The sequence below is a fragment of the Paraniabella ginsengisoli genome (assembly GCF_022513635.1).
Classification (GTDB): domain Bacteria; phylum Bacteroidota; class Bacteroidia; order Chitinophagales; family Chitinophagaceae; genus Niabella; species Niabella ginsengisoli.
The window spans coordinates 1,576,518-1,602,295 of sequence record NZ_JAKWBL010000001.1; the positions used below are offsets into that span (position 1 = coordinate 1,576,518).

Consider the following 25,778-nt stretch of genomic DNA (forward strand, 5'->3'; position numbering starts at 1 on the left):
AAAGCCAAGTAGAGGCAGAAATCGTGATTAGGCAGTTTCTATAACATAGATATAAATAGCATAAGCAGGAGAAAGCCTTTATTGACATAACAGATGCAAAGAACATTCCTAATGATAATTGGGGAGTGTCTGATAATGTTTTCATAAATGGTAAGACAAGTGAAGATTTTTAAGTATTCCTAAAGGAATTAGACCCTTACCGGAAACTTATTTAAATCCTAGTTATATACAACAGCATTTAGCTAAGTTTAACGGTGAAGTTTCTTGCTTGTCATTTGAAAATTCATTTAATGATTATGGACAGGTAGGTAGAGATGATGGCCTATTTATAATGCCAAAAGTAGAAATGGATAATCTTTTGTCAAGAACAGGGCGAGAAATTTCAAAAATTGAGGATGAGTTAGGTATTCCAAAAGGAATATGGCTTTCAAGGTTAGCAAAAAATGATAAATTAATTAGGGTCGATATAAAAGTCACTTCTAACTCTAAATTAAGAATACCCACAGGTAATGAAATTGGGGCTGATGAATTATTATGGATTCCTGGTGGAAAAACTTTTGGAGGTGTTTCAGAGGCTATTATAGATCCTGTCAAAAAAACTGATGTAAATAATTATAAAATTGAAATTATAGTTCAATGAAAACAAAAGAAGAAATTTTAAGTGGGTTAAATTATACAAGAAATTCGGAAGAGTATAAAATTATCAAAACAGCTTTTTGGGGAGGAAATATAATGAATTTGATTTTAGGCAAATATCCATATCGCATATATGAAGAGTCAGCAAACATCAATGCTTCACAAATAGTATGGACATTTCATGCAATGTTAATAGATAACGAAATAAGCATTGAAAAAATTGATAAAGAAATCAACAATATTGAAATAACTGAAAGTAATGTGTGTCAATTATTGTACTTTATCTATTTGTGCAAAATAAAACAAAGTAAAGATGATTTTTTAGTATTTCACTATTCTAAACTTTATGAAATTATAAAAGAGAGAAAAGAACTATTCAAGCAAATCAAGTGTTACGATGGACTAATTTATAGGATAGACTCCTTTGGCTAAGCTTACTCTCCTACCAATAATGAAAAAATGTTCCATATCTACGTTTATACCAATAGGCCGGAGCTTGGTATATCGCAGGGAGTTTGGGAGATTACAAAAGTGCGAATGGGCATCGGAAACCGGTGGAGATGGTTATGAAGAGTATAAAATATATCAGAAAGTAAAATGGGAAGATCCTGTTTTTCTGAAGCCGTTTGATATGGTGTTGCTTACAGACGATTCAGACTTTGATCTAATCAATGGCATATCCGATGCTGATAAGAAAGTTCCGGTGGTTCCTGTTATACTGCTTTATTACGCCAAAGAAAAGGGAGTAGAGGCTAATCTAAAACAGTACTTGCAAAATACTTTAGATGTTGCAACGCTGCTTGTTCCGGTTACTAAAATAGCGACGGGTCCAAAATGGCTTGCCAAAACATTTACCTTTGTAGATAAGTGGAGTAAAGTAAATGCGGGGGCTAACTTGGCAATAAACAACAGCCCGCTGCAAGACATACCGGAGCTAAAAACCACTTTAGATGCTTACAACGCTGTAACAGCAGCAATGAACATTACGTCATTGGCTGGGGCAATAGGTAAAGGCACAATAGCGAAATTCTTTAAAGAGCTTGATAATCCGGCAGCCAAAAAAGCATTGTTAGTCCAAGCCAAAAACGGCAGCGATGATGCAAAAAAGGTGCTGGATGTAGAAGCGGAATTGAAAGTTTATAGCGAAACGAAGCTGGGAAAAGATTGGTGGAAGGGAGTGGGGAGTTTGGCTCAATATGCTCAACTAAGAAACTTTTTAGGAAATGGAAAACTAAAAGCATATTTAAATAATCAAGAGCTTGTAGATTACGAGAATTTATTAAAAACAGCGCATGAGGACGTGTTGAAAATAATGGACAAATTCAAAAATGCTGATGAATTTGCAGAAATGACACGAGGGTATAAAGATAACCCTACAGCTTTCACCAGTGCAATAAAGGATGTAGAATCTTTTAATGGGACACATGGTTGGTTGAAGTTTTGGCAACTAACACCTAAAATGGAAAATTCTTTAAATGCAATTTCGCACTTAAAAATGGAAAATAAAATTGCTAATGTGGGCAATGCTACCGACATACAGCTAGCTTCAATCCATGCGTACACAGCTAATGGAGATTTTGTAAACGTCCCGTATCGTTATAATCCTACATGGTTTGGGAAATATAATACAAGAGCAGTAAAACACATAAATGAAGGATTAGACGAGTTAAGAAAAATACCAGAAAGAGTAGCTAAAAATGAAGAAGTCTTTAGTGGTAAAACATTCTCAAAGGTCAATTTTGAAAGTAAGTTTGTGGGCAAGAATAATACGATACACTCTTATAATGGTTATATGTCTACTTCTAAATTAGAAAGTGTAGCCGAAGGATTTATAGTTGAAACTAAAAAATGGGCAACAGGAGGTGAAGAAAAAATTGCTGTAATTCAAAGGGTAATTCCAAAGAATGGGGTTTATATTGATGACATATCTGACTGGGGTAAAAATTTGGGGAAGATAAATCATCCCACTTCTGATATTAGAATTCAAGTACAAGAAGAGGTTTTATTAAACTCTCAAAAATTAAAACAAGTGTCTGAACCCATACCTGCGATTGAAAATGGAGTGCAAAAAACTATTGATGGAATGAAAGTGTATTATGTCGATTTTGTAGAAATTTTATAACATGAAACGAATAACGAAAGAAGAGTTACCTGAAATATTAACAGACGATATTATAAATATTTTAGTTGAAATGGCATTGGAAGACCCTAAGTTAACTTTTGATTGGGCAAATGTTTCTGACTTACTTGAAGAGAGGGGGCAATTAAGGGTTATTTTGGACAAGGTTAGAGCGATTAAAAAATCTAGCGAACAGGCCAAAGAAAATGCTAAAAGCGAGGAACAGAAAAGGTTAGAGGCGGAGCATAATAAAAAGGCAGAAGAATTAGGGAGGCTTTTTTTGAGGAAAATGGATATTATCCTTTTCAAGGCAACATGGGTGAACCTGAAACACCAAAAGAATTCAAAGCTAAATACGGAGTGTGGCCTTCAGGTCATGATAAAAATGGTAATAAGATTTAAGTGGTTTCCCAAAAATAGCGACGGGTCCAAAATGGCTTGCCAAAACATTTACCTTTGTAGATAAGTGGAGTAAAGTAAATGCGGGGGCTAACTTGGCAATAAACAACAGCCCGCTGCAAGACATACCAGAGCTAAAAACCACTTTAGATGCATACAACGCTGTAACAGCAGCAATGAACATTACGTCATTGGCTGGGGCAATAGGTAAAGGCACAATAGCGAAATTCTTTAAAGAGCTTGATAATCCGGCAGCCAAAAAAGCATTGTTAGCCCAAGCCAAAAACGGCAGCGATGATGCAAAAAAGGTACTGGATGTAGAAGCGGAATTGAAAGCTTATAGCGAAGCGAAGCTGGGAAAAGATTGGTGGAAGGGGGCGGGGAGATTTATTGCAAAAACAGGCACAGAGCTGCGAACTCATCTGTCTACTATCATAACTAAACCAGCAGGCGTACCCTACAATGGTAATATGTATAGGTATATACCAGCCAAACATGCAGATAATGCCGCTAATGCTAAAGCTATTATTCAAACGGCTTCGTCAGATATTGATAATCGCTTTAGGAGGTAATGTTCCAGACGTGTTGTTTTACCAATTTTTCATTATTAAATAGCTGGTTTTCAACAAAAAAATATACTTTCATTTTTCTTTCAAAGGTGGTGCTAACCCACCTTTTGTTATTTATTTCGCCAGAAATAGGCTGTTCTGTGAATAATATGCTTCATGCTGTTTCAGACGTGTTGGTGGCAATTTAGCTATCCCCGTCCGACTGGTCATCCGAGCGGATGCCAACTTTAAAAAAAAACGAATGATAAAGATGCTATCAAGGCTGTTATATATACTGCTGCTGTTTTGCAGCGTAGCCAAGGCGCAGATATCTCAATACCCTGTAACCGGCAACCTGTTTATAAAGCCGCCGTACAGTGCCAACCTGAGCGATTACGCCAACCCCATGCTAGACAAACTTAGGCTGAGCCTGACGCTCAACGATATCAACCTTTCGGGTAAGCGGGTGGAGCTGCGTTTTTTCATCAAACAACAAGGGCGCATGCTGGCGCAAAGCGCACCGGTGGTAACCAACGCACCGCAGCTTATTTTAGACGGCGGTGTGCCGCAACAGCTCACCCAAATTGAGCTGGCACCTTTTTTAGATACGAAAACCTGCAAGGGCTGCCGCAAATATACTACAGCAATGGCCTGCCCGAAGATGTATATAGCATGGGCTTTGAAGTGTATGACCAAGCCACCGGCAACCTGCTAAGCGCACCTATTTCACAAATGTTTTGGCTAATGCTCAACGATCCGCCGCTGCTGTACCTACCCGCCGATAAAAGCAATGTGCCCGACATAGCCACCACCGGAGCCATCCAGTTTCAATGGACGCCACGCACCACACAAGCCAGCCATACCGAGTATGAATTTACCCTTTGTGAATTATGGGATGATGGCGGCGATTATTACCAACAGTTTTTGGCAGCCAACCCTTTTTACACCACTACTACTAATAGCACCACGCTTTTTTACACCAATGCCGAACCCCTGCTGCTGCCCGACCGCACTTATGGCTGGCGGGTAAAAGCCAAAGCCAAAGAAGGTTTTGAAGATATTGGCTTGTACCGACAAGATGGCTATAGCCAGATCTTTATTTTTAAATACGGTGCAAAATGCCAACCCGTAGAGCAACTGTTTGGCGAACCCAAAAGTTCGGAAAGAATATTTGTAGAATGGCAGGCACCAGCCAACAGTTTTAATGCCTGGGCTACACCTCCTCCTTTGGGGAGGCCGGGAGGGGGCCGTATAAAGTAAGCTACCGAAAGGCTTCCTCCCCCTTCGGGGGAGGTCAGGAGGGGGCTGGTGCGGCTTGGCCTTGGCACGAAGAAGAAACCGGCGATACCTATTTTCATATTACCAACTTAGAAGCCGATACCGAATATGAAATAAGAATAGGCAATGTATGCAGCAGCAGCACGGCCTTTAGCAGCCTAAACAGCGGCGCCACCATTACTTACAGCAACCCCATTATTGTACGCACTTTGCAAAACGGCCAATTGCCGGGTATTAATTGCGGGCAACTGCCACAAACCGACCTGAGCAACCAAACCCCCATTGGCAGCCTGAAAGTATATGATATTGTAAAAGCCGGAGATTTCCCAATTACCCTTACCACCATTGCCAACGATGGTGCTGGTCGCTACAGCGGCATTGGATGGGTACGCGTGCCATGGATGGGCAATACCAAAATAAAAGTAACCTTCCGCGGCATCAAAGTAAACACCGATTACAAACTAATTGATGGTTTTTTTGAAACCACCTATAACCCGGATGAGAATTTGATATCGAATGTGGAAGAAGAAGTGGCGAAGATTGAGGAAACTGCCACGCTAATTATTGAAGGAGTAAAAGAGTTGATTGATTTTTTAAAGAAAAAAGCAGAAGCGGTCAATTCAGCCGTTGACAGATTAAAGCAGGATAAACCTTTAACTGACGCAGATAAGGCAATATATGAGGAGATTATCAATGATAACAGTTCTTCGTCGATTATAGAAAAATATCTGGGCGAAGCCGCTAAAAAGGAATATGAAGCTGCGCAAAAATTAGTAAAAGAAGTAATAAACAATAATGATTGCGCCAGCGGCAAAAAAGTAGAATCAGAAAAGGGTAAAGGATCGACAACTATAACAAGCTATTTATACGTACCAAATGATTGTATAGAAAAATCTGAAAAAGCACGGGATATACTAAAAGAGACTGCAACAGCGCTGGCTACAGCCACAGAAACTATTGGCGAAATAGAGAATTTAAAGTACAGATGTATTTCGGCATTAATCTCTAAGCCAGATGCCAAAGAGACTTACCTGACTCCATGGGGCGGCGCAATAGCACTTGATGAAGATTTTATGCCGTATGCTTTTCAGGGCGCCGAAGGTTCTTCAGAAAATAATGTGCCGCCGGGTGCACTGGTCATCTTTAAAAAACTTTCTACAGGGCAATACTATTGGGTGTCGCGCAATCCTAATTTAAAGAAATACTGCCTTATGGATGCAGACGGCAACCTGCTTATAAAAAACAGTTTTTATGAGCATAAAAATGAGTCGGTTGACAATGCGCTAAAAATATTGATTGATGGTAATTGTAACTACAAATTAGTAAGAGGTGCAACAGAGGTTGCAAACGGTAACTACGAATCATGCAAAAATTGTTTTGACGCTAAAGGAAAAATTGTTGACGCAGGTAATGCAACGAGCAATAAGCCCGTCAACAGCGAAATCTACAACTACGCTACAACCCTTACTCAAAGCGATCTAGATCAGCTAAAATCCATGTCGGGAGCGGTAGAAGCTAAGACGAATATAAAAACGGTTGTTTACCTGACGGATGAAAATAGCAAAGACAAAATTGCGGCAATACAAGCGCATTTAAAAGCTCCCAAAGAAAATGAGTTGGTGTTATGGGCGCATAAAAACGCCAATGGAAAGTGGAAGATTAAAATGGCCTTAGGTAATGGCACGCACAAAAGTAAGAAGGGTGAAAACATTTCTCCGTACTTACAGGCTTTGGCCAAAGTATTACCAGACTTAGGCGATGTGGAATTTAATATTCTGACAGCCATTTTAGACGGTATAGCAGGAATGATAGACGAGCTGATTATTCCGCAGCGATTTTATAATCCGGATGCTCCGGAATATAATGATATACCATCGAGGATTTATTCGTTAGTTTCTTTATCTATAATAAAAGATGAATTAAGTCAGGCCATTACAAGCGATACAAAGTTTAGCGGCTATACAAACAAGTACTCCATTAGTCGTAGCGAGTTTGCTTTTGCCTGTGGTGTGTGGAATGGGTTTGCAGGTACTGTAAGCGGTATCACATCAAGCGGTTCAATAATCATAAAGCTAATTACTAACGAAGATAATACTCGAAGTAAACTGTCGGAAGCCGTTAAGCAACTAAGCTGGCAGCAAGTAAAAGCAATGGGCGGTGCGCTATGGGATAAGTACACGGCAAATGCTTGCATGATTACTTACGGAGCCGGCGAGGTTGGTTTCGTAGTAGTGTCAGCCTTTATCGGCGCTGCCGAACTTAAAGGTGTATCTACATTTATCAATACGCTTGATAAAATGGATGCAGTAGGTCAGGTGATGAACGGGGTGTTTAAGATTTCGGGTAAAGTATTAAAGCCGGTGTTGGGTGCTTCAGGTAAAGGGATAAAGTACGTATTACAAGAAGGCGTTAACTTTGTTAGAGATAGTAGGCTTGTTGTTAAAGCATCACCTAATTTGTATTGCGGCTTTCCTTTATTCAATATTAAATTTATCAAAAAAGGTGAGCAGTTTACAGAAAGTGAAATTGCATCCTTAACAACTAAAGTGGACGCAGCTATTGCCCAAGAAGGCGGGCTTGAAAAGCTTCCAGTTGATGAGAATGGTAATAAATTGGTTGAGATTGATGTTGAAGGGGAACAGATAACTGCGGTAATAGGAAATGAGGATGGACTGAGTAAGGTTAGTGATGTTGTTAGTGGGGCGGGGAGTGTGACAGCATTACTTGCCAAATGGGATAATTTGACCATTTCGGAAGCAAAGAGTTTATACAGACAACTGAATAAAACTGAAATCAAAGGAACAAAAACAATAGTTTCGCAATCAAGTATTTTAGCTGAAATTGACGCCAGTAATTCATTAGTAAATCCGTATAATTTTGCTCACCCTATTGAGGATATCATTTTAAATAGCGAATCTATTTTTGTCAGGGTACATAATTCATGGAATCCTAATCGTCCATGGTTAATTTCGATAGAAGAATTTAGAGCGTTTACTTCGCAGGATGATATGATTAAGAAATTAGCTTTGCCAATTATTGGCGATGCAGGTAAAGTAGTAAAACCAGTTGAAATATCCATTGTTAAATTACCTGTCGGCACTAAAATAAGGAAAAGTGTAGCAAGGCCACAGGATTGGCCCGGACAGGGTCATCTGCCTGGCGGAGCGGTGCAGTTTGAAATTAGGGAAACATCTAACATTCGTAATTCATGGTTTAAACCAATGGGTAAAGTTTCTGATTATTTAAATTATGAGTAGTATAGCAATAGGTAATAATAAAATTGTCTTTTCAAACGAAACCACAATATCACACATTGAAGTATTTAAAAATGCAGTGTGTTTTTCTACTTGCCCTTTAGAGTCTGATTTAGATGATAGTAAAATAGAGACTCATCAAATTTGGAAAGAACGGTGTAAGAACAATCCAAGTGAATTATTTTGTTATAATAAAGAAGGATTATTAAAATGGAAGTTTTCAGAACAAAATGTAGTTGGTTTTGGGAAAATCATACCTGAGTTAGAAAAGGAAGAAAATTTTATTACTATAGAACATTATAGGAAATATTTAGAAAAATTTAAAGGAAAAGAATTATTGGAAGTCTACGTAGGTAGCTGGCCGTATGATTATAGGTACGTTATTGATGCTAATTCAGGAGAGATTTATGATAAGATGAAAGTGCGGTAAAAACAATGGGCGGCGCACTGTGGGATAAGTACACGGCTAATACTTGCATGATTACTTACGGAACCGGCGAGATTGGTTTTGTAGTAGTATCAGCCTTTATTGGCGCTGCCGAAATTAAGGGTGTATCTACATTTATCAATACGCTTGATAAAATGGATGCAGTAGGTCAGGTAATGAACGGGGTGTTTAGGATTTCGGGCAAGGTATTGAAGCCGGTGTTAAGTGCTTCTGGTAAAGGGATAAAGTACGTATTGAGAGAAGGTGCTACTTTTGTAAAGCGCATAGAGCTTAGGCCGGGTTCTAATTTGTATTGTGGGTTTGCTGCGGTAGAAGTAAACCTTAAGAATAAAATAGCTGCGGTTTCTGATAATAATCTTGCAGACAAAGTAAATACTGCTATCGCTGAAGAGGGCGGAGTTGAAAAACTCCCTGTGGATGAAAGTGGAAACGCCTTAGTTGGGTAATGTTCCAGATGTGTTGTTTTGCAAACTTTAGATGATTAAGTATCTGATTTTCAATAAATATTGTAACTTGATGTTCCTTTTGAAGTAATAGATTAACTTATATTTGTTGTATTTAATCCCAGAAATAATCGGTTTCTGTCAGCAAACTGCAACAAGTTGTTACAGATGTGTTGGTAGCGTTTATGATATTTGCAAAGTACTGCTGGTATATGCGAACTTTAAATTCAAAACCTATGGAGAACTTGTCATTAAGTGACAGATGTTACACTAACGAACTTGAGTGTTGGTCTTGTAAGTGTGTTACAATAAAATATGGAAGAACCGCATGCGGTGTTCAGAGAAGGCGATGTAAAAGTTGTGGCAAAACACGTGTAGCTCAATTTCAATATAAAGCCTATAACCCAAACATAAATAATTTAATAATATTGTTAACAAAAGAAGGGATGGGTATTCGCAGTACAGCCCGGGTGCTGCAAATATCAGCAACTACATTATTAAAAAGACTGGTAAGTATCGCACGTCCATTATCCTGTCCTGTTGTTTATAGAAATAAAACCTATGAGCTGGATGAGCTATGTACTTATGTAAAAAAAATCTCGATTGGTATGGATTGTCTATGCGTTAGACCAAACGACTAAGAAAGTTGTCAGTTTCACAGTAGGGGCAAGGACTTCACACACTTTAAAGGGTGTTGTAAAAACCTTAATTTTCGCTGATGCAAAAGCCATATATACGGACAGGTTAAAACAGTATGCTTCGCTAATTCCCTCAAAGGTGCATCAAAAAAGAAATTTGGTACCAATCATATTGAGCGTTATAATCTCTCATTGCGCACCCATTTGAAACGATTGGCAAGGCGTAGTATTTGTTTTACAAAAAGCCTGAAAATTTTGCAGGCTATTTTGAAAATATATTTTTGGGGTTGATTGAATATTTTAAAGCCCTCCCATTTGATGTTCAGATAACAGGAGGGCTTTAATGTGTAACGGATTAAGTATAATTTGTATCTACTTCTTTCTTTCCAGATGCAGTGTTACTACTGCTTTATTTACTTCAAAATCGATATCGGTAATACCCATTTCAAGAAGTTTGTCAAGTTCAATGTTTTGATAATTATCTTTTTCATCAAGCTTCAAAATAAGCAGCCCATTTTCAAGCCTGGCTTTTAATTCGGTTTTTACTCCATCGTCATCTAAGGTTAGAATATTGTTGGTAAACGTGTAATTTACATTGGCGGATGAAGAGCCGATCTGTGTTTGTAAAACGCCATCGGCAGAAAAGCTGTATGTATAACCTTCATTTTCGTTTCTAAGGGTTGTCAACAGATAATTCGTGAACTTTGCGTCATTGCTGGCTTTGTTGGTTTGAATGTCTTTGGCAGCAACGTCTTTAAATGTCCAGTTACCCACTATTGTTTCTGTTTTATTTTCGTCTTTATCCTTAGAACAGGAAGGTAAAATAGATGAAAAAATAATTGCCAGCACTGTCAAAATTTTAAGATGTGATTTCATATTATAGTTTTTTGTTTAAAAAGTGATTGAATCGATAAGCTTTAGCCGTGGTATAAACTGTTTACTATTTTAATTGATTTTCCTTGTTATTAAATATGAAGTTGACCTTGCTGGTAATAAGACCTCCGGGAAGCATGTAATTATACTGTAGTGTGTATAAACCCGGCTTTAATTCAGGAAACGTGCTGCCAATCATTTTCGTTACAAAGGGGCTTTGAAATGCCGGGCTTGCTAAATTATTGACATACATGTTCACCAATTTGTTTTGAAGATCAATAAAATCATTATAATAAGCAATGGACACAGAGTATAGATGAGGTAGTTTACTTTTAATATACTGATCGTTTACATTTGCCAGCAACCTGCCATAATACGCAGCATTAATTTCCGCACCGTTGCGCACAGGTGGTGTGCCGTTAATGGTCGTATCTCTTTGGAAATTTAAAGAAGGCACGTGAGGATAAGGTCTGTATATTAAAGGATTTATATCTGATACAAACCATTCGTCAATAGGGACAATAATTGGCTGAACCATTGGCTGATTAGCTGTTGTACTGACGCCTGTTAAATCCTCGATGCTAAAGCCTTCTGATGGTGCAACATTTGCGTAGAGTACTTTAATAGATGAGGACAAGGAGTCCGGAGTGGCCTGGATGGTTTTATTTTGCGTCTTATCATTCATCTTTTCGCTGAACGTATTATACATACTGGTCGCAAAATTGTAAGCAAGGAAACTTAGATTTTGCGCGGCTGCCATAGTGCCCGCTGCTTTATTACTGGCAATCTCAATATTACTACTGTCAGCAGTGATGTTTTCGGTTTGCTGTGTAATATTGTCTATAGCTCCCGCTTGTTTTATACCAGTGAAATTAAAACTGTAAAGTGTTTCAATTGCTAATTGCGGCAGGTTCAGATCAATGCGTTTATTGCTGCTGTCATAAACAAAAGAAAGCGTGTGGATCAATTGATCTTTACTAATCACATTCAATGTTTGTTTATAAGATTTGTCACTAAATAGGTAAGCCTGTCCTCGCTTTAATTGTACAAACCCTTTATCATATTCTTTCGGGAAAAAATATTTTTGTTCAACAGCCGGATAGGAATATTCAATATTGGTAAGGGGTATAGATTTTGGAGCAGTTCCGGTAACAAACGAAATTTGTTTTTCTTCCGTTATTTTTTGATTATTCTCATACACCAATGTCCATTGTCCTGCTTTCTTTTCTTCGAACTCAACGACAACCTTTGCGAGTATTTCGGTGTTAGGAGGAAGGATTTCAGCGCTTTCAAACATTACAGAAGTTTTTCCCTGGTTCCAAGTCAGTTTTCCTGAGATAGCTTTTCCGCCCTTTGTTGAAAGCGTATATTGCCCCAGTTTAATTCGATAGGTTTTATCACCTGTATCATCTGACATATCAAACTCCTTATCTACAGGCATATTAAATACTGCCTGCGGTATCGCAAATACATCCACATTGGTATTTTTATCGGTTGGTGTCATATCAGAAATAATAGCAATGCCATTAATTGGATTACCTCCGTCTACCAGCTCGCACTTTTCACCGATCACTACTTTAAACCTGAAGTTTCCTTTCACCAACCCACCTAAAACACTGAAATACCCACCTACATAACCGCGGAACCATGCAGGATTAGGTAACATGGCCTGCATCAGGACGGCAGCTCCGGCTTTTATGATTGGAATATTTTTATTAATCTTAAAGATCTTTACGCGAATGCCCAGTTCTCCCTGAAGATATACGTATGATTGCCCGCTTGCATACCAACCGTTCATGCCAATTGGGCCGCTACGTCCTTTACACTGGGCATCTCCATAATCCTTTAACATAATGTCAAAGCCTAAACCAGCTTGGAAACTGGCATAAAACATAAGAAAGCGCAGATCCCCTGTATTGATAGAAATGTCGGCACCAAAGGCGAAGCCCGCGCCGTCATTAAGCGTATTTAGCTCACGCATATAATCTAACTCTTCAAGGCTTACTCCTAAAATATCAGCGACAATAGCTGGCGGTGGAGGTGCATCAGGTATTTGTTTGCCAGTTACAAAATATCCACCCGCTTCAATGCTTATAGATCCGATACCGATTTTTAAACCCAGACGGTCAGTTGGCGTACCCATATAAATGTACCAGTCATCGGGCGCAAAGTGCATAACCGCCCAGCCAGCTCTTCCTTTGCTGGCTCGCCCTTTAATAATTCCTCCGGCTATATTTACATACAGATCGAAAGTAGAATGAAGCGTTTGGTTCAGAAAATCATAATTGATGCCCACTAATGCGCCTATGGCACCTTCAGCGGCAATGTCGTCTTCTCCAAGAGAGAAAGAGTTTGCCAGGTTGTCAAATTTACCGTTAAGGATATTATTTTTAAACGCATTTTCCTTTCCCTTAACGAGTGTGGAAAATTCTTTAAGATTGCTTTTAAGGCTGCTCATAAGCTTTTCGCCCACATATTTTTGAGATAGTTCATCGGAAGGAAGTATAAAGGCTTTTCCAAAAAAGCCAATATTGGCAAGTCCTCCAGAAGAGGTAAACATCATTTCCAGGCCAATCTCTCCTTTGCAGAGCTGCTTGGCGGCCACGCTAAAACCTACCCGAGCTCTAAATCCCAGACCCATGTCTGGATTTGGAATAAAGCCGATAGCGGTGGGGCAAATGGAATCCGCCACAACCATGGTAGCAGACCGTTCCATATGATAGGAGGCGCCACCACCTAATCCGATAATGTTAAATATGCCAATGGGAATGGTGAAGCCAGTGGCCATAGCATCTACATACCAGTAACGAAATATTTCTGTGTCGCCTGCTTGAAGAGGTTTACTGCCAAAGGCGGCTTTAGCATTTACTTTTACAGCCTTTGTGGCCAGCCCTACTTCCAGGTCAAGCGCCCCTTCAAAGCCAGTCCCCATAATAGGATGGTTGCGATTGAAACGGACAAACCCATCGAGTTTGAACTTGTCAAAATTTGCTTTTACGATCAGGTCATTAATTCGAAGCGCCTTATATTGAAATTGAACACCTTGCCCTTCGTTAATTATTTCTCCAATAATGTCCATCTTGGAGGCTGCACTTATCTTATTTTCCATGATGTTTACCTTTATACCGAAAGACAAGGCAACATTTTTGGATTGTATCGAAAGTCCTACATCAAATAATACAATTGGGAAGTTGGATATTTTCGCTGAATCTTTATAGCCAAAATATTTTACCTGAAGGAAAGGAGCTTCGGTTTGTAATACCAGTTGTTGAAATTCCAATCCTTTAATAGTAGCAATTGGTTTGCCTTCGGTATCTGAATTATTTTCTCTTTTCACTTCTATTCCCATGCTACCGTTTAGCACAGCCCTTGGCCGGAACTGGTCATCCTTTACAAAAAGCTCAATATAGCTGTCTGGCGTAATGCGGGCCTTTGCCTGCCAGATATCAAAGTTTAGATCACTTTTTGTGATAACACGCATCAGGTATTGATTTCCTTCACTAATAATAGCCTGGTAAGCAAATGAGGAAGACGGTTTTAGGGAACCAGTTTCACTTTGCTTTGAAATAGGAAGTGCGATGTAGCCTTCAAAGCCTGCAGCTATCAGCCGGTTAGTTCGGATATTTAAAGAAAACCTGTCAACGCTAAAAGCCCAGCCAGATGCGCTGCCTCTATCAAGTATATTGGTTGCTTCGAAATTGCCACTAATCCCCATATTGTCGATCAACATGTTTTCTGCACTAAAAGTTATGGGCCGGTTGTTGCCTTCCTTTTGAAACTCTTTGGGTAATGATATTTCTAATTGGGAAACGTAAACACCTTTCCATAAAGCCTCGTTTCCGGGAACGAGGTTTTCATAAGCAGTTGGAAACCTTACTTGTGATGAATTCTTGACATCGCTGAAATCAAAAATAGCGTCTTTTACAACGATTGGAAATTTTTCAAGCCCCCTGATAGCAAAGGGTTGCATTGAAAATTCCGCAATAATATCACTCCAATCTGTTACTACTGTTTTAAACGAACCTCTTACCCTGTTATCAGAAACCGTATCAGCTATGTTATCGTCATTTACAGGTACCAGCAGGTTTTTAGGAAACAGGACATCTGCCGCTAATCCAATTTCCTCAATACCCTTGCATTCGAACTTAGCATAGGTGTTGTATAGGTTGTTTGCCGAATAGCGCATATCATTACCGCCCTTAAGTGTTAACAGCAGATTTCCACCGTTAAAAGGTATATTGAAATCTCCCAGCAATACAAGTTGTGCATCGCCAATGATGCCGCCATCATGCGAAAGTTTAATATTGTCTGCTCCGAAAAATATTTCGTAATTCCGGCCAGTTGTTTTATCAATCTGTGGCAATTTCACTTTACAGAATACAGTCAATTCGGTGAAAGAGACCGTAAACCTTGCTTTGCTAACGGCTATTGTTACGTCTGTACTACCAAATTTATGATTAAGCCCTACCGGAAGTTCGGATAAATCATTAGGAGAAATATGGTCTACATACCGGCCTGTGTTCATTACTTCTAACAAGGCGCTCACTGCCTGGCTGCGTCTTGTTAATATAGAAGTGTCTGTTACATTATGTTTTTTAAATAGCCCGATGTGAATTCCGGTGCAGTTGCTGAAGCATCAAATATTTTTTTCCTTTAAGCAGTCGATTCAATGCAGCAAAGTCACGGCTATTATTTGCCTTTGTTGGTTCGTTTGTTGGAACTTTGCGAGTGTTATTATTTAAGAGTGAATCGCTATTATGAGCCCATGCAGCCGAAGCTAAGAGCACGAGTCCTACTAAAAGGAGACTCTCTAATAAAAGTTGGCGCTTCATACAATAGTATTTAGAATTTGTGTGGATTGTCATAGTTTAGTCACAGTTATAAACTCATTTTGATAAAGTATAGCTATACCCTGCAGTTGCCGTAAAGTAGGTGCCGCTGCCTGTTTTATTGTTTTTTTCTGTTGCCAAACGGCACTAAAATTCAGGTTATGTCTTTTTGCGAAATTAGCAGTAGCATTAGCTCTTGCGTTAACAACGGTTACCTTTGTTTCGCCGTTCTTGCTGGTATTATATCCAACTCCATAATTAGTCCGGAGTACATTTTTTAAAAGAGACTTTGATATATTTATCATGGGCCCCCAGGTGTTTCCAGAAAGGAGCGTTGCATAGTTATAGGAATAGTTAATACCCGAAGATATATTCAGTCCGTTGGAAGGGAATGATAAAGTATAATTTAGGCTTCCGTTTACAAAGCGTGTTGCTTCTCCTTTCCTGATAATGTCTGCTTTTCGGTTGGCTGTTTCCATAAAATTTAGGACGACAAACAATTGCTGCGATCTGCTTTTGCTTTGTTCAAGGGCGTAATTTATATTCAGACCTGCGTTTTGAGAAAGTTGTGTAAAATTCAATGTGTCCAGATTTTCGTAAGGACTGACCTGGTTGATGGCTTCAAATCCTGTTTGTAAGAAAGTATAGGCTTGCAGGTTCGAATAATTCAGCCCAATGTTAAATTTTTCAGATGGTCTGGCATTAGCAGTAAAGTTGAGCAAAAGCCTCCGCATATTACTTTGCTTGGTGTTACGTAAATCGTCTCTTTGAAGCCCTGCATTAATATTGGCGCTACCTTTTCCCCCCAGAAATTTTGTGCGAAATTCATCGTGATATTTTCGAGGTCGTTTGTAAAAAATACCCGCCGAGTGTTCTGTAGCCAGGATCGATTCTTTCGTAATTGACACCAATAACAGATTGGGCAAAAACATAATTCAGGCTGGTTCTAAAGGCATGAAAAACCTCGCTTGTTGGATTATTCGTTTTTACAAGACTGCCGAAAACGCCGGCTGATGTATTCAGAGAATCACCTTGGTAATGGGTGTTTTTGGTGAGTACGCTTAATCCATATTCTCCGTTTAAGGTTAAACGTTTGAACAGCTTATATCCCAAATCCAAAGAAACGGCAGTACCCTCCATCGGCGTAACGTTTGCATTGGCAGGTATTTGTATTGAAGGAATACTATTGACAGCATCTTTTGCGTGAAATATTGTTAGCCCGGCTTTTTTGCCTTGATCATTATATTCTACTTTAGCACCCCAACCCATTCGTTTGTAGGAAGGCTGACCAATACTGTCTTCTTTTATAGCTTTAGAAAACCGGCCGTACAAGCCCTGAGCCTTCCACGGGCCTTTGTTGTATTCCAATCCCCCTCCCGTATATTGAAATCCGTTGAGGGTGTACGGAGAGAAGGTTGTGGAGATGTCACCAATATGGGCGGTCCATTCTTTATATTTGGGGTGTAGGGCCAATCTGTTAAACTTAAAATTGGGATTGGTGTAATTTGCTTTCCTGTTGGAGTAAGAGAAAGTAAATGGCATCGAATATCCTAACAAATTAATACTAAGATTTCCGGTTGCTATCCAGCTAAAAGGCTGCTGCATATTAGATTCGTTGGCCGGTAATTGTGTAAACACACTGTTTAAAGCAAATCCTCCAGTAAGTTGGAAAGGGTTTTTGAGTTTCTCCTTTACATCTTTTTTTAAAGAACCGAGATCGGGAGCAGTGGTATAAGTTTGTGCATGCAAATCACAAAATATGTAAAATAAGCTTTTACAAAACAGTATAGTAAAGAGTATTTTTCTCATAAGTTTCCTAAAAGTTTCAAATCTGCCCGCTGAATTAATCGGGCCCTCACTATGGGTTTTTCATGATCTTGATATCAGCGATAATAGAACTCTGTTGCCCTTGATCTATAAACTGCTTAATTTTAACGGCGCCTTTTCTTCCATCTGGCGCTTTAAAAAGTACGATTCGGGGCAATAATGTATTGTCAAATGATGCGGCACCTTCTGTGTTTTGGTTGATTAAGATTTCCCGTAAAATCGAATCGTTATTCATTGCGTCAAATTGAGCCACAGATAGTGTGCTGGTACAATTACAATTTTCCTGTTTATTAATAACGTCAAGGGTAATAGCATTGGGGATTGGAGTAAAAGTGTATTGTCCTGCCTCTGATGGAGCAATGATTTTATTAAAAGTAAAAGAACTATTTAGGCCAAAGAATACGAAGTCTATTAAAGCGCCATTGTCATTATTCACCTCATTTGATTTAAGCACTTTGCCCAATCTTGAAGAAAAGTAACAGCCAACAGTATGCTGGGCTGTATTGATGCCTAACTTAACATCCTCGAATTGAAATAAATTTTCATTAGCCTTTAGTGTAAGTGTTTTTGAAATAGTTTTAGTTTTCTTGTCATTCGATGCTTGTAGCGTAATGATATAAGTTCCTGGTAAAGTAAATGTAACTTGAGGGCTGGCATCACGAGAATTGGTGCCGTTGCCATAATCCCACAAATACTGTGCAGCGCTTATTGACGTATTATTCAGGATAGCGGTGAATGGAACCTGCATGTCATTATCAGCGGGGTTCCAGTTAAGATCAAAACTTGCAACTATATCTGGCAAAACAGTCACAATAGTATCTTTGGAATAGGACTCTTTCCCATTGCTCACCTTTAAACTTATCAGATGATCCCCTGGCTGGGAAAAGATGACAGTTCCAGGGTCTTTAACTTGAGAAGAGGCGGGATTACCACCGTTAAAGGTCCATTCATAGGACGAAGCGCCTGATGTCGTATTTTTAATCTGAATAGAAGCATCCGGAAACCAGGAACCATTATTGATAATTTCAAAACCAACGTCAATTGTTTCATCAATACTTACTTCCATATTCATTGAATCTGTTTCACCGAAGGCTGTAGAAACAACCAGTTTAATATTGTATGTGCCGGGCGTCTCGTATCTGATCGTGCCCGGGTCTTTGGAATTGGAGCTTTCCGGCGAACCTCCCGGGAAGAACCATTTATAGGAATCCGCTCCGAAGCTGTTATTAATTAAGCGAACCCTTACCGGAACAGAATAATCGTTATTGATAGTTTCTATAGAAAAATCAGCCTTAACCAAAATGGCTTCCTCTTTATAACAACCGATAATGACTGTAATAAGCAGGATTACAAAAGCTAGCTGTTTTGTTTTGGTATTCATAGGTCAAAATTTTCAATTCAACCAGCCTTAAGTAAAGCAATTCATAAACTCGAAAATAATATGCGTAGACTTAATCATTTCAGTGTTAGCTGTTCTGAAATTCCAGTAGATCTTACATAAGCGAAGTCTGGTTGATCCGGTATCAAAGTTAATAGGATTATTGAATTAAATTTCAAATGGTTAAAAAAATGTGATATTTTGAATGAAATTCCCTTAACCAACTGACATGTCAACCCGTTAAGCCTAAAAATGATCTCTTCATAACTTTTCCAAACATCAGATACTGTTGCTTTAACAGATTTTTGCAGATTAGATAACATCAGCGAAATTTATATCCCCAAGATCAGGTGGGCCATGGTAAAACCTTAGTTTCAATACGGGGTATAAAATTTTCAATTTATTTACTAATAGTTCATCGAAAGACAACTGCTGTTGTTTCAAATTCGATTTTGCATTAGATGTTGTTCAATATATCTTAGTATTTATGAATAATATTTAAAATATAGGGTTTATTAAAAGTTTAGTTAGATAAATTCTAATCCTATATTTGCGGGCAAATAAAACATTGCCATATGAAATTTGCTCATGGAACTAAACTGTTCAGCCTTGCTGAACTGAACTTTAATGGTGAAAACATTCACTATCAATTACCAGCGGAGGATTTGGCCCAAATTGCCGTTTCAAACAGGGAGGGCGTACTAAATGATACAGGAGCCTTGGTTATACAAACCGGAAAATTTACCGGCAGGTCACCAAAAGATAAGTTTGTCGTGTTTGACAACACGGTGAAGGATAGGATCGATTGGAATGAATTCAATAACCCAATTGACCCTAAACATTTTGATTACATTTTAAAACAGGCGGTTGATTATCTAAACAATCAGGATGAACTATTTGTGCGCGATGCTTACGCGTGCGCAGATCCAAAATATAAAATAACATTCAGGGTTGTTAATCAAACGGCGTCTATGAATTTGTTTGCAGCTAATATGTGATAAGCCCTGAAAAAAATGAAGTGATACCAATCCCGGACTGGCATATCATAGCGGCACCGGGGTTGGAACTTAACCCACTTAAAAGTGGTACCCGACAAGGGAATGCGACTGTCGTCAATTTTACAAAGAAAATCATACTGGTCATTGGATCCGGATATACTGGTGAGATCAAAAAAGTATCTTCTCTGTTTTAAATTACCAACTTCCGGTACATAATCAGGTGCTTAGCATGCATTGTGCAGCAAACGAAGGAGCAGACGGTTCAACCGCTTTATTTTTCGGTTTAAGTGGTACGGGAAAGACCACACTTAGTACAGACCCTTCAAGAAGGCTTATCGGCGATGATGAGCATGGCTGGGGTAGTGAAGGTGTCTTTAACTTTGAGGGAGGTTGCTATGCTAAATGTATTAACCTAACCGAAGATAAAGAGCCGGAAATTTTCAAAGCCATCAGAGCAGGGGCTTTGGTGGAGAACACTTCATTTTACCCGGATAGCAATATTATCAATTTCAGTGATGCATCAGTTACTGAAAATACACGCGTCTCTTATCCTTTATCTCACATTGAAAATAGATCCGAAGTGGCCAAGGGCAGCATCCCTTCTAATATCATTTTTTTAACCTGTGATGCATTTGGCGTTTTGCCACCTGTGTCGCGATTGACCAAACAGCAGGCGATCTATTATTTTCTTAACGGCTATACGGCAAAAATTGCCGGTACTGAAGCAGGCGTTACAGAACCCAAACCTACCTTCAGTGCCTGTTTTGGCGCTCCTTTTATGCCACTCCACCCAATGGTGTATGCAAAAATGTTGGAGGAAAAAATAAACAAGTACAACGTAAAGGTATGGATGGTCAATACCGGATGGGTAGCGGGAAAGTTGGGCGAAGGACATCGAATTCCACTGAAAGTTTCCAGGGCTATCATAAAAGCTATATTATCAAACGAACTGGATAATGTAGGTTATGAACAGGAAGCTACCTTTAATTTGAATATACCGATAAGCTGCCCGGGCGTATCCCGAGAGGTATTAATTCCTCGCAATACCTGGGCAGACAAAGAAGCCTATTATATCCAGGCTAATAAACTTGCGGTTCTTTTTGAGCAGAATTATTCAAGAATTTTCAAAAAAGGAGTGTAGGAGGTAGCAAATGATAAACAACTCCAACTCGTTCACTCTTGTTGTAGTCTGATCCAACCCGGTAATACCGGTTGATTCCCTTGTTCTTTTTCAGGGGTTTTTGTTTCTCCTAATTAGCGCAGCAATGGATTGATAGCTTATTTAAAGCTTTTAATCACTTTATATAAATGTCCTCCGGCCAGGCGATAGCCGTAATCATAACAAAACAAATATTCATAGGATTGATATTTGGTTGCATAGTGGTGCGTGTGAAATTCAAACTCAAAACCTTCCCGGATCAGGGTTTCACGATGCACAAAGGTTTCTTCCTTCCTCGGATTAAATAGTTTCTTCAGGATTCTCCGATTTCTTTTCAGGATCGTATCAATCCTTCCGATTTCTTTTTGTTCCTCGCTCTTGATGGCATTGTAAAAGTTGTCCTTACATCCGGAACTACAAAACTTTTTATCTGACCTGCCTTTGGTGATGGGTGCCTGGCAGCATAGGCACAGATTAATCATAGAGGGCATGTTCAAATGTACAATTTTCTATTTTTTCCGTGTTTACACGGGTCGGAACAGCAGATACGCTCGTGATATTCTTTTATCACCTTTAGATCGCCCCACCTTCGTACCAATATTATTCACCCAAAAAATTATTAGTTATGAAAGGAAATCGTGTTCAGTTAATCGGCTATGTTGGAAGCGATCTGGTCGTAAGAAACTTTCAAAAAACATCTAATGTACGCTTACGTGTAGCAACGCATTACCCACACAAATCGCCGTCTGGTACGGTGGAATGGAAAACCGTATGGCACGATGTCGTCGCCTGGGATCGTATGGCAAAAGTCGCGGAATGCAATTTTGTAAAAGGCAGCCGGATTATGTTGGAAGGTTCGATTCACTATCGCAGTTTTTCTGATAAGAATGGCCACCTACGCTATGTCACAGAAATCAATGCGAATAGCCTCCTGAATTTAGATCGCTAAACCCACTAATTAAAACTTGTCATTTATGGAACCTATACATTTTAAATACAGCAAGTCACAAAAATGGATCAACTGGGGATACTCCTTCGATTCACTGACGGAAGTTAAATTTGCAATCTATGTGATGGACGATTATGAAATCCTCCGAGGGCGTGTATCCATCTATTATCACCCGGGGACGCTGCAACCCACAGATTATATCCGGACCTGCCACCGCAGGTATACGCCTGACTTTTTAATACGGCACAAACAAACCGGCCATGCTTTTTTGGTAGAAGTAAAGCCGAGAATATATGAAAGAGAACCGCACCTGTGTGTGATGAAGACCGTTGCTGAAAACTATATACAGCAGAAAGGGTATGACTGGCAATACCGCGTCATCTTCGATGATGAAATCATCCTCAACCAGGAGCAACTGGAAGTGTTTGAGGACTGCCAGCGATTACGCGCATCTTCTGATCGGAAGTTATGGTTTGAAGAGTTGAGTAGAAGGTATGATCTGAGCGCCCGTACCTTATTTACTACTGCGCCTAGGTCATCTAAAGTTGCTTTTGTTATGTTGGGCAGGCGGCCTGAAAATTAATGTTCAACTAAGGCTGCTTGGCTTCGGCAGCCTTTTTCTATTATCATATTACATAGCAGTTGCCTAACCTATTTGTTTATTTTCGAACATAAACGCTGAAGTTCTTCCAGGTTGTCTACACCTGCGATCCGAACATTCCTGACAAAAATCTTTGTTACTCTTTTATCAAAAAGATGAAGCTTTACAGCTCTAATATATATTCTTCATATAGATCGCTGGCTAGATCCGTCTTGGTAAACCCGATATTTTCAAGGTCTTTTATAGTTATCACTGTGGAAATAATTTATGCTAAAATTAAAGCAAATAACTGGGCAAGCGGGCGAAAATAAGGGGCTTGGCATATACTGAAATTAAAAATTTAAAATGCGTTTGCCGATATAGCACCTACTCAAACTTCATTTGTTTAACTAAGTCTTTAAAATACTGTGGACTCCAGATACGTAGCGCATGGTCGTCAGGTATGAACCGGACGATGTCGTCTTTGATTGCATCAAAAGAGACGTCATCAATTTTTTGTTCCAGCAACTCTCGCATTTTTTCCGGTGTAATAGAGCTGGTCTGGAGATCATGCGTATCTTTCGCTCTGAGTAGAAAATGATCCAGGTGTAAAGGAACGCCGCTTTTAATATACCATTCCATATCATACCAGTCCCGGCCTTTTACTCTCTTTTGCCATTTACGAAAAAGCAGTGCGTGCATTTTACCGGCAAACAGGCTTGGAAGCGTGAAACATTTAACATAAAAGGAGAAAGGCTTTAAAAGTAATTTTTCTTCGGTATCAAAACCTAAAGGAGGTTTTCGATCAACTTCAATTTTAATTTTTATGCCTGGCCTGCTATGGACACCGGTTTGAGGCAAAATATCTTCTAATACCAATTCCTTCCAAACCGTTTCCGATTTTAAAAAAGCTGACTCAATATTAGAGTGGGTAGTTTTCTTCTTTTCGCGAATAACAACCTGCATACCGGCGGCACTGAATTCTGTAATGATGGCATCAAGATAAGGTTCCAGAGAAAAATTTTCATTGATTGTTAATAATGAAAAGTCGAGATCTTCAGAAAACCTGTCCAATCCATAAAATATCCTTAGTGCAGTTCCTCCATAAAATGCAGCCTTTTCAAAAAAGCCAGACCGGTATAAACCCGCAAGGGCTATTTCCTGCATCACCTCGCGAAGTGCTGCCTCTTCCTGTTCCTGATTTTGCAGTTTGTATTGACTGAGCCATTCTTTTATCATAACGTGCGAAGGGTTTTAATCATTGTTTGTAAACTGGTTTTTTTAGGAGCCTCAGGTAACCAACTTTCTATGGTATCCGTGTCAAGCGAACCGAGTTGACTTTCTTCCATTCTTAAATCACCAGTTAAAAACTCGAAAGCCTGTTTTGTACTTCTTAAAAAGACTCCTGAAGTGGCAATAATTTTATCGCAGACCGCTTTTTCCGGCGATGCCATTAACACCACTTGTTTTGCTGTAAGCTTTACGATTTGAATTCCGTATGAATAATAAGGAAACGGCACGCTGATGTACATAAACCTGCCGATAGGGGTGCGATATTTTTACCAGTCTTCATAGTAACTGATATAGTCTCATATACCTTTTCCGGAATCAATTTCCAATAAGACAAAGCAGATTCAAGAGAAATATAACTTGGGCCTCGTAAATGATTAGCCACTAATAGATTTTCCGGACTGGTTATTTTTAAATTGGGACCCGGTACATATAAACCCCTGATGACATTTGATAACAATCCTTCCTTGATCAGTTCATTTATTTTGTCATTAGGGCGCTTATAATTTTTCAGCAAGTCTAATATAACCTGACGTGGTAAAGGCTCTTCCGCATAAGCTGAAAGAGAATCCCTAAAATTATACATAGATTAAATTTATAGTGTAACGGATATAAAGGTATGTAATATTTACGGTATTTAATCGGTTATTTACCGATTATGTGCTTTAAATGTTACAATACAAGACTACATCCGTTATGTCTGCCCTAATCAAAACAGCTTTTTTACTTACTAAAATCACAAACGCTGTCTAGCATAAGCGATTCTCATGGAGTGACTGGCTAACACACTAAGGCCTGATAAATATAAACACCTGTAAGAAAATCGGGGCAAAAGGGCAGCTAAGTTAACGGCTGCCGCGCGCTAACCAAAAGACTACCGCATAACGATTGACTCGCTGCTCGTAAATCGCCCTTCGGGACTTATTCAGTTTCCTTTTGGTGTTTGCCAACACTTGCCGTAGAGGTACTTGCTTTCTTTTTCCCTTTTTTTCTTTTACAGGTAATAATCAAAAAAATAAAAAATGAACATTCAACAAAAATCAACATTGATGCGGCTTTCATGGAAGATTCAAAAAATCCGGAAGTATGACCGCTCCAAATCCCTGCTAAATGCATGGGCTATTTATCTCAACGAGGATATAACTTTTTTCCCCTCGTACAAAAACATAGTCACCAACATTACGAGACAAAAACAACTGGCTGAACCTGAAACTTTTTTAATCACTTTAATATTTATTCATTTTTAAAATTTACAATTATGCAAACAATCATTGGACGTTTAACAGCAAACGCAACAATCAAAGAACTTAAAGATGGTCGTAAAGTAGTCACCTTTACTATCGCTCAAAATGACCGCTTTAAAGTAAAAGGATCGGACGAAGTGCAACAGCTTACCAATTTTTATAATTGTTCTTACTGGATCAGTACCGGTATTGCATCGCATCTCAAAAAGGTATGTTGGTAGAAGCTACCGGCAGAATTGGTGTGAATGTTTGGAACAATATGGATGGTGAAGCTAAAGCCAGCCTGACCCTTTATGTACAGCATGTACAACTGCATGGTAAAAATGTAAAACATGAAACGGCTACAGCAGTTAATTCTGAACCGATTGATACAGCCGAGGTAGACCTGCCATTTTAAAACCAGTCTCCCTTATCCGCTCCGGGAGCTAAAACATAGGAGCGGATTTTTTAATCTAAATTTTGAAGCAATGACACCCATAAACCATACAGCACAGCAGGTGTTTGATTACTTGATAAAACGATTAGGCAGTAGTGATTATGTCAAGCTACACGCAGACGGTTATATGCCACTATCTTTTGAATGCATCGGGCAATTATCTTGTTCACATGGTACCGCAAAAATGTACAGCCTCATGCACACCTTTACCCAAAACGGTGACCTGATGCGGGACCCGGAAATATGCTTTTTTATTTTCCCGATGATGGAATAAATAAACTACAAGGTGCCATACCCTATTCCTATCAACTGGATGCTTTGGGTATTTATCAGGAAAGTATCGAAATCATAAACGGAGCATTAATAATGAACAGTAGCCTGCAAAAACAACACGCCGATTTTGCGAGTATGTGGCTGCACAATATCAAAGAACAGGGGTTTATAAAATAGTG

General features: G+C 39.1%; 29 protein-coding genes and 2 pseudogenes. 22 read left to right on the plus strand and 9 right to left on the minus strand.

Translation table 11 applies throughout. The annotated features are described in order from the left end of the window. Positions 1-268: 268 nt before the first annotated feature. The 13 genes and pseudogenes from MKP09_RS08665 to MKP09_RS25720 all read left to right on the plus strand — a co-directional run bounded on the left by MKP09_RS08665 (position 269) and on the right by MKP09_RS25720 (position 10,054). Positions 269-640: a hypothetical protein gene (locus tag MKP09_RS08665; protein WP_240827321.1), complete on the plus strand. Its 372-nt coding sequence runs from the start codon at positions 269-271 to the stop codon at positions 638-640. After that, complete coding sequence (locus MKP09_RS08670; protein ID WP_240827322.1) at positions 637-1,068, plus strand: hypothetical protein; 432 nt, start codon at positions 637-639, stop codon at positions 1,066-1,068. Before MKP09_RS08665 ends, MKP09_RS08670 begins: the two co-directional genes overlap by 4 nt. Before the next feature lie 64 nt (positions 1,069-1,132). Then, a complete protein-coding gene (locus MKP09_RS08675; protein ID WP_240827323.1) occupies positions 1,133-2,758 on the plus strand; it encodes a hypothetical protein in 1,626 nt (541 codons plus the stop codon). 1 nt (position 2,759) lies between these two features. After that, positions 2,760-3,221, plus strand: coding sequence for a hypothetical protein (locus MKP09_RS08680; protein WP_240827324.1), 462 nt, complete (start codon positions 2,760-2,762; stop codon positions 3,219-3,221). Between the two features lie 28 nt (positions 3,222-3,249). Beyond that, a complete protein-coding gene (locus tag MKP09_RS08685) occupies positions 3,250-3,726 on the plus strand; it encodes a hypothetical protein (RefSeq protein WP_240827325.1) in 477 nt (158 codons plus the stop codon). Positions 3,727-3,964: 238 nt separating this feature from the next. Then, complete coding sequence (locus MKP09_RS08690; protein ID WP_240827326.1) at positions 3,965-4,417, plus strand: hypothetical protein; 453 nt, start codon at positions 3,965-3,967, stop codon at positions 4,415-4,417. Continuing rightward, positions 4,375-4,962, plus strand: a complete 588-nt coding sequence (locus MKP09_RS08695) for a hypothetical protein (RefSeq protein WP_240827327.1) — start codon at positions 4,375-4,377, stop codon at positions 4,960-4,962. The genes MKP09_RS08690 and MKP09_RS08695 overlap by 43 nt, the downstream gene beginning before the upstream one ends. A gap of 242 nt (positions 4,963-5,204) precedes the next feature. Then, positions 5,205-8,237 carry a hypothetical protein gene (locus MKP09_RS08700; RefSeq protein WP_240827328.1) on the plus strand — a complete coding sequence of 1,011 codons (3,033 nt, stop codon included), beginning with the start codon at positions 5,205-5,207 and terminating at the stop codon, positions 8,235-8,237. Next, the gene (locus MKP09_RS08705) at positions 8,230-8,664 is read left to right on the plus strand and encodes a hypothetical protein (RefSeq protein ID WP_240827329.1); all 435 of its coding nucleotides are present in this window, start codon (positions 8,230-8,232) and stop codon (positions 8,662-8,664) included. Before MKP09_RS08700 ends, MKP09_RS08705 begins: the two co-directional genes overlap by 8 nt. A gap of 5 nt (positions 8,665-8,669) precedes the next feature. Next, positions 8,670-9,128 carry a hypothetical protein gene (locus MKP09_RS08710; protein WP_240827330.1) on the plus strand — a complete coding sequence of 153 codons (459 nt, stop codon included), beginning with the start codon at positions 8,670-8,672 and terminating at the stop codon, positions 9,126-9,128. A gap of 233 nt (positions 9,129-9,361) precedes the next feature. Next, positions 9,362-9,766, plus strand: coding sequence for an IS1-like element transposase (locus MKP09_RS27995; protein WP_394801012.1), 405 nt, complete (start codon positions 9,362-9,364; stop codon positions 9,764-9,766). Then, positions 9,729-9,899: pseudogene (locus MKP09_RS28000) on the plus strand (IS1 family transposase); the annotation flags it as partial. The gene MKP09_RS27995 and the pseudogene MKP09_RS28000, both read left to right, overlap by 38 nt. Next, positions 9,857-10,054, plus strand: a complete 198-nt coding sequence (locus tag MKP09_RS25720; RefSeq protein ID WP_394801047.1) for an IS1 family transposase — start codon at positions 9,857-9,859, stop codon at positions 10,052-10,054. The pseudogene MKP09_RS28000 and the gene MKP09_RS25720, both read left to right, overlap by 43 nt. An 81-nt stretch (positions 10,055-10,135) precedes the next feature. On the opposite strand, the gene MKP09_RS08720 is transcribed toward MKP09_RS25720, so the two are convergent. The 5 genes from MKP09_RS08720 to MKP09_RS08740 form a co-directional block, all read right to left on the minus strand. Continuing rightward, a complete protein-coding gene (locus tag MKP09_RS08720; RefSeq protein WP_240827331.1) occupies positions 10,136-10,639 on the minus strand; it encodes a hypothetical protein in 504 nt (167 codons plus the stop codon). A 64-nt stretch (positions 10,640-10,703) separates the two neighbouring features. Further along, positions 10,704-15,182: a hypothetical protein gene (locus MKP09_RS08725; RefSeq protein WP_240827332.1), complete on the minus strand. Its 4,479-nt coding sequence runs from the start codon at positions 15,180-15,182 to the stop codon at positions 10,704-10,706. A gap of 315 nt (positions 15,183-15,497) precedes the next feature. Then, the gene (locus MKP09_RS08730) at positions 15,498-16,373 is read right to left on the minus strand and encodes a hypothetical protein (protein ID WP_240827333.1); all 876 of its coding nucleotides are present in this window, start codon (positions 16,371-16,373) and stop codon (positions 15,498-15,500) included. Next, positions 16,291-17,214, minus strand: a complete 924-nt coding sequence (locus tag MKP09_RS08735) for a hypothetical protein (RefSeq protein WP_240827334.1) — start codon at positions 17,212-17,214, stop codon at positions 16,291-16,293. Before MKP09_RS08735 ends, MKP09_RS08730 begins: the two co-directional genes overlap by 83 nt. Before the next feature lie 109 nt (positions 17,215-17,323). Further along, on the minus strand, positions 17,324-18,673 hold the full coding sequence (locus MKP09_RS08740) for a PKD domain-containing protein (protein ID WP_240827335.1): 1,350 nt from the start codon (positions 18,671-18,673) through the stop codon (positions 17,324-17,326). A 572-nt stretch (positions 18,674-19,245) separates the two neighbouring features. Between MKP09_RS08740 and MKP09_RS25725 the strand changes: the two genes are divergently transcribed. Together MKP09_RS25725 and MKP09_RS08745 are read left to right on the plus strand one after the other, a co-directional pair. After that, positions 19,246-19,668 (plus strand): phosphoenolpyruvate carboxykinase (ATP), encoded by a 423-nt coding sequence (locus tag MKP09_RS25725; RefSeq protein WP_262915168.1) that lies wholly within the window; start codon positions 19,246-19,248, stop codon positions 19,666-19,668. A gap of 20 nt (positions 19,669-19,688) precedes the next feature. Then, positions 19,689-20,809: pseudogene (locus MKP09_RS08745) on the plus strand (phosphoenolpyruvate carboxykinase (ATP)). Positions 20,810-20,946: 137 nt separating this feature from the next. Here MKP09_RS08745 and MKP09_RS08750 read toward each other — a convergent pair. After that, positions 20,947-21,309, minus strand: a complete 363-nt coding sequence (locus MKP09_RS08750; protein WP_240827336.1) for a hypothetical protein — start codon at positions 21,307-21,309, stop codon at positions 20,947-20,949. Between the two features lie 143 nt (positions 21,310-21,452). Between MKP09_RS08750 and MKP09_RS08755 the strand changes: the two genes are divergently transcribed. Together MKP09_RS08755 and MKP09_RS08760 are read left to right on the plus strand one after the other, a co-directional pair. Next, positions 21,453-21,776, plus strand: coding sequence for a single-stranded DNA-binding protein (locus tag MKP09_RS08755; protein WP_240827337.1), 324 nt, complete (start codon positions 21,453-21,455; stop codon positions 21,774-21,776). A gap of 25 nt (positions 21,777-21,801) precedes the next feature. Continuing rightward, the gene (locus MKP09_RS08760) at positions 21,802-22,359 is read left to right on the plus strand and encodes a TnsA endonuclease N-terminal domain-containing protein (protein ID WP_240827338.1); all 558 of its coding nucleotides are present in this window, start codon (positions 21,802-21,804) and stop codon (positions 22,357-22,359) included. Positions 22,360-22,743: 384 nt separating this feature from the next. Here the strand turns inward: MKP09_RS08760 and MKP09_RS08765 are convergent, their stop codons facing one another. Genes MKP09_RS08765 through MKP09_RS08775 form a run of 3 tightly spaced genes read right to left on the minus strand, consistent with a single transcriptional unit; the run spans position 22,744 to position 24,232 of the window. Further along, positions 22,744-23,595, minus strand: a complete 852-nt coding sequence (locus tag MKP09_RS08765) for a nucleotidyl transferase AbiEii/AbiGii toxin family protein (protein ID WP_240827339.1) — start codon at positions 23,593-23,595, stop codon at positions 22,744-22,746. After that, positions 23,592-23,810, minus strand: coding sequence for a hypothetical protein (locus tag MKP09_RS08770; protein ID WP_240827340.1), 219 nt, complete (start codon positions 23,808-23,810; stop codon positions 23,592-23,594). The genes MKP09_RS08765 and MKP09_RS08770 overlap by 4 nt, the downstream gene beginning before the upstream one ends. Before the next feature lie 26 nt (positions 23,811-23,836). Beyond that, entirely contained in the window at positions 23,837-24,232 is a 396-nt protein-coding gene (locus MKP09_RS08775; protein WP_240827341.1) for a type IV toxin-antitoxin system AbiEi family antitoxin domain-containing protein, read from the minus strand. A gap of 436 nt (positions 24,233-24,668) precedes the next feature. Here MKP09_RS08775 and MKP09_RS08780 point away from each other — a divergent pair, with 436 nt between their 5' ends. From MKP09_RS08780 to MKP09_RS08795, 5 genes are all read left to right on the plus strand, one after another. Next, on the plus strand, positions 24,669-24,893 hold the full coding sequence (locus MKP09_RS08780; protein WP_240827342.1) for a hypothetical protein: 225 nt from the start codon (positions 24,669-24,671) through the stop codon (positions 24,891-24,893). An 11-nt stretch (positions 24,894-24,904) separates the two neighbouring features. Then, positions 24,905-25,111, plus strand: coding sequence for a single-stranded DNA-binding protein (locus MKP09_RS08785; protein ID WP_240827343.1), 207 nt, complete (start codon positions 24,905-24,907; stop codon positions 25,109-25,111). Next, a complete protein-coding gene (locus MKP09_RS08790; RefSeq protein ID WP_240827344.1) occupies positions 25,102-25,287 on the plus strand; it encodes a hypothetical protein in 186 nt (61 codons plus the stop codon). Before MKP09_RS08785 ends, MKP09_RS08790 begins: the two co-directional genes overlap by 10 nt. 70 nt (positions 25,288-25,357) lie before the next feature. Further along, positions 25,358-25,600, plus strand: coding sequence for a DUF6908 domain-containing protein (locus MKP09_RS28005; RefSeq protein WP_394801013.1), 243 nt, complete (start codon positions 25,358-25,360; stop codon positions 25,598-25,600). Further along, positions 25,570-25,776: a DUF6908 domain-containing protein gene (locus tag MKP09_RS08795; RefSeq protein ID WP_240827345.1), complete on the plus strand. Its 207-nt coding sequence runs from the start codon at positions 25,570-25,572 to the stop codon at positions 25,774-25,776. The genes MKP09_RS28005 and MKP09_RS08795 overlap by 31 nt, the downstream gene beginning before the upstream one ends. Positions 25,777-25,778: the final 2 nt, after the last annotated feature.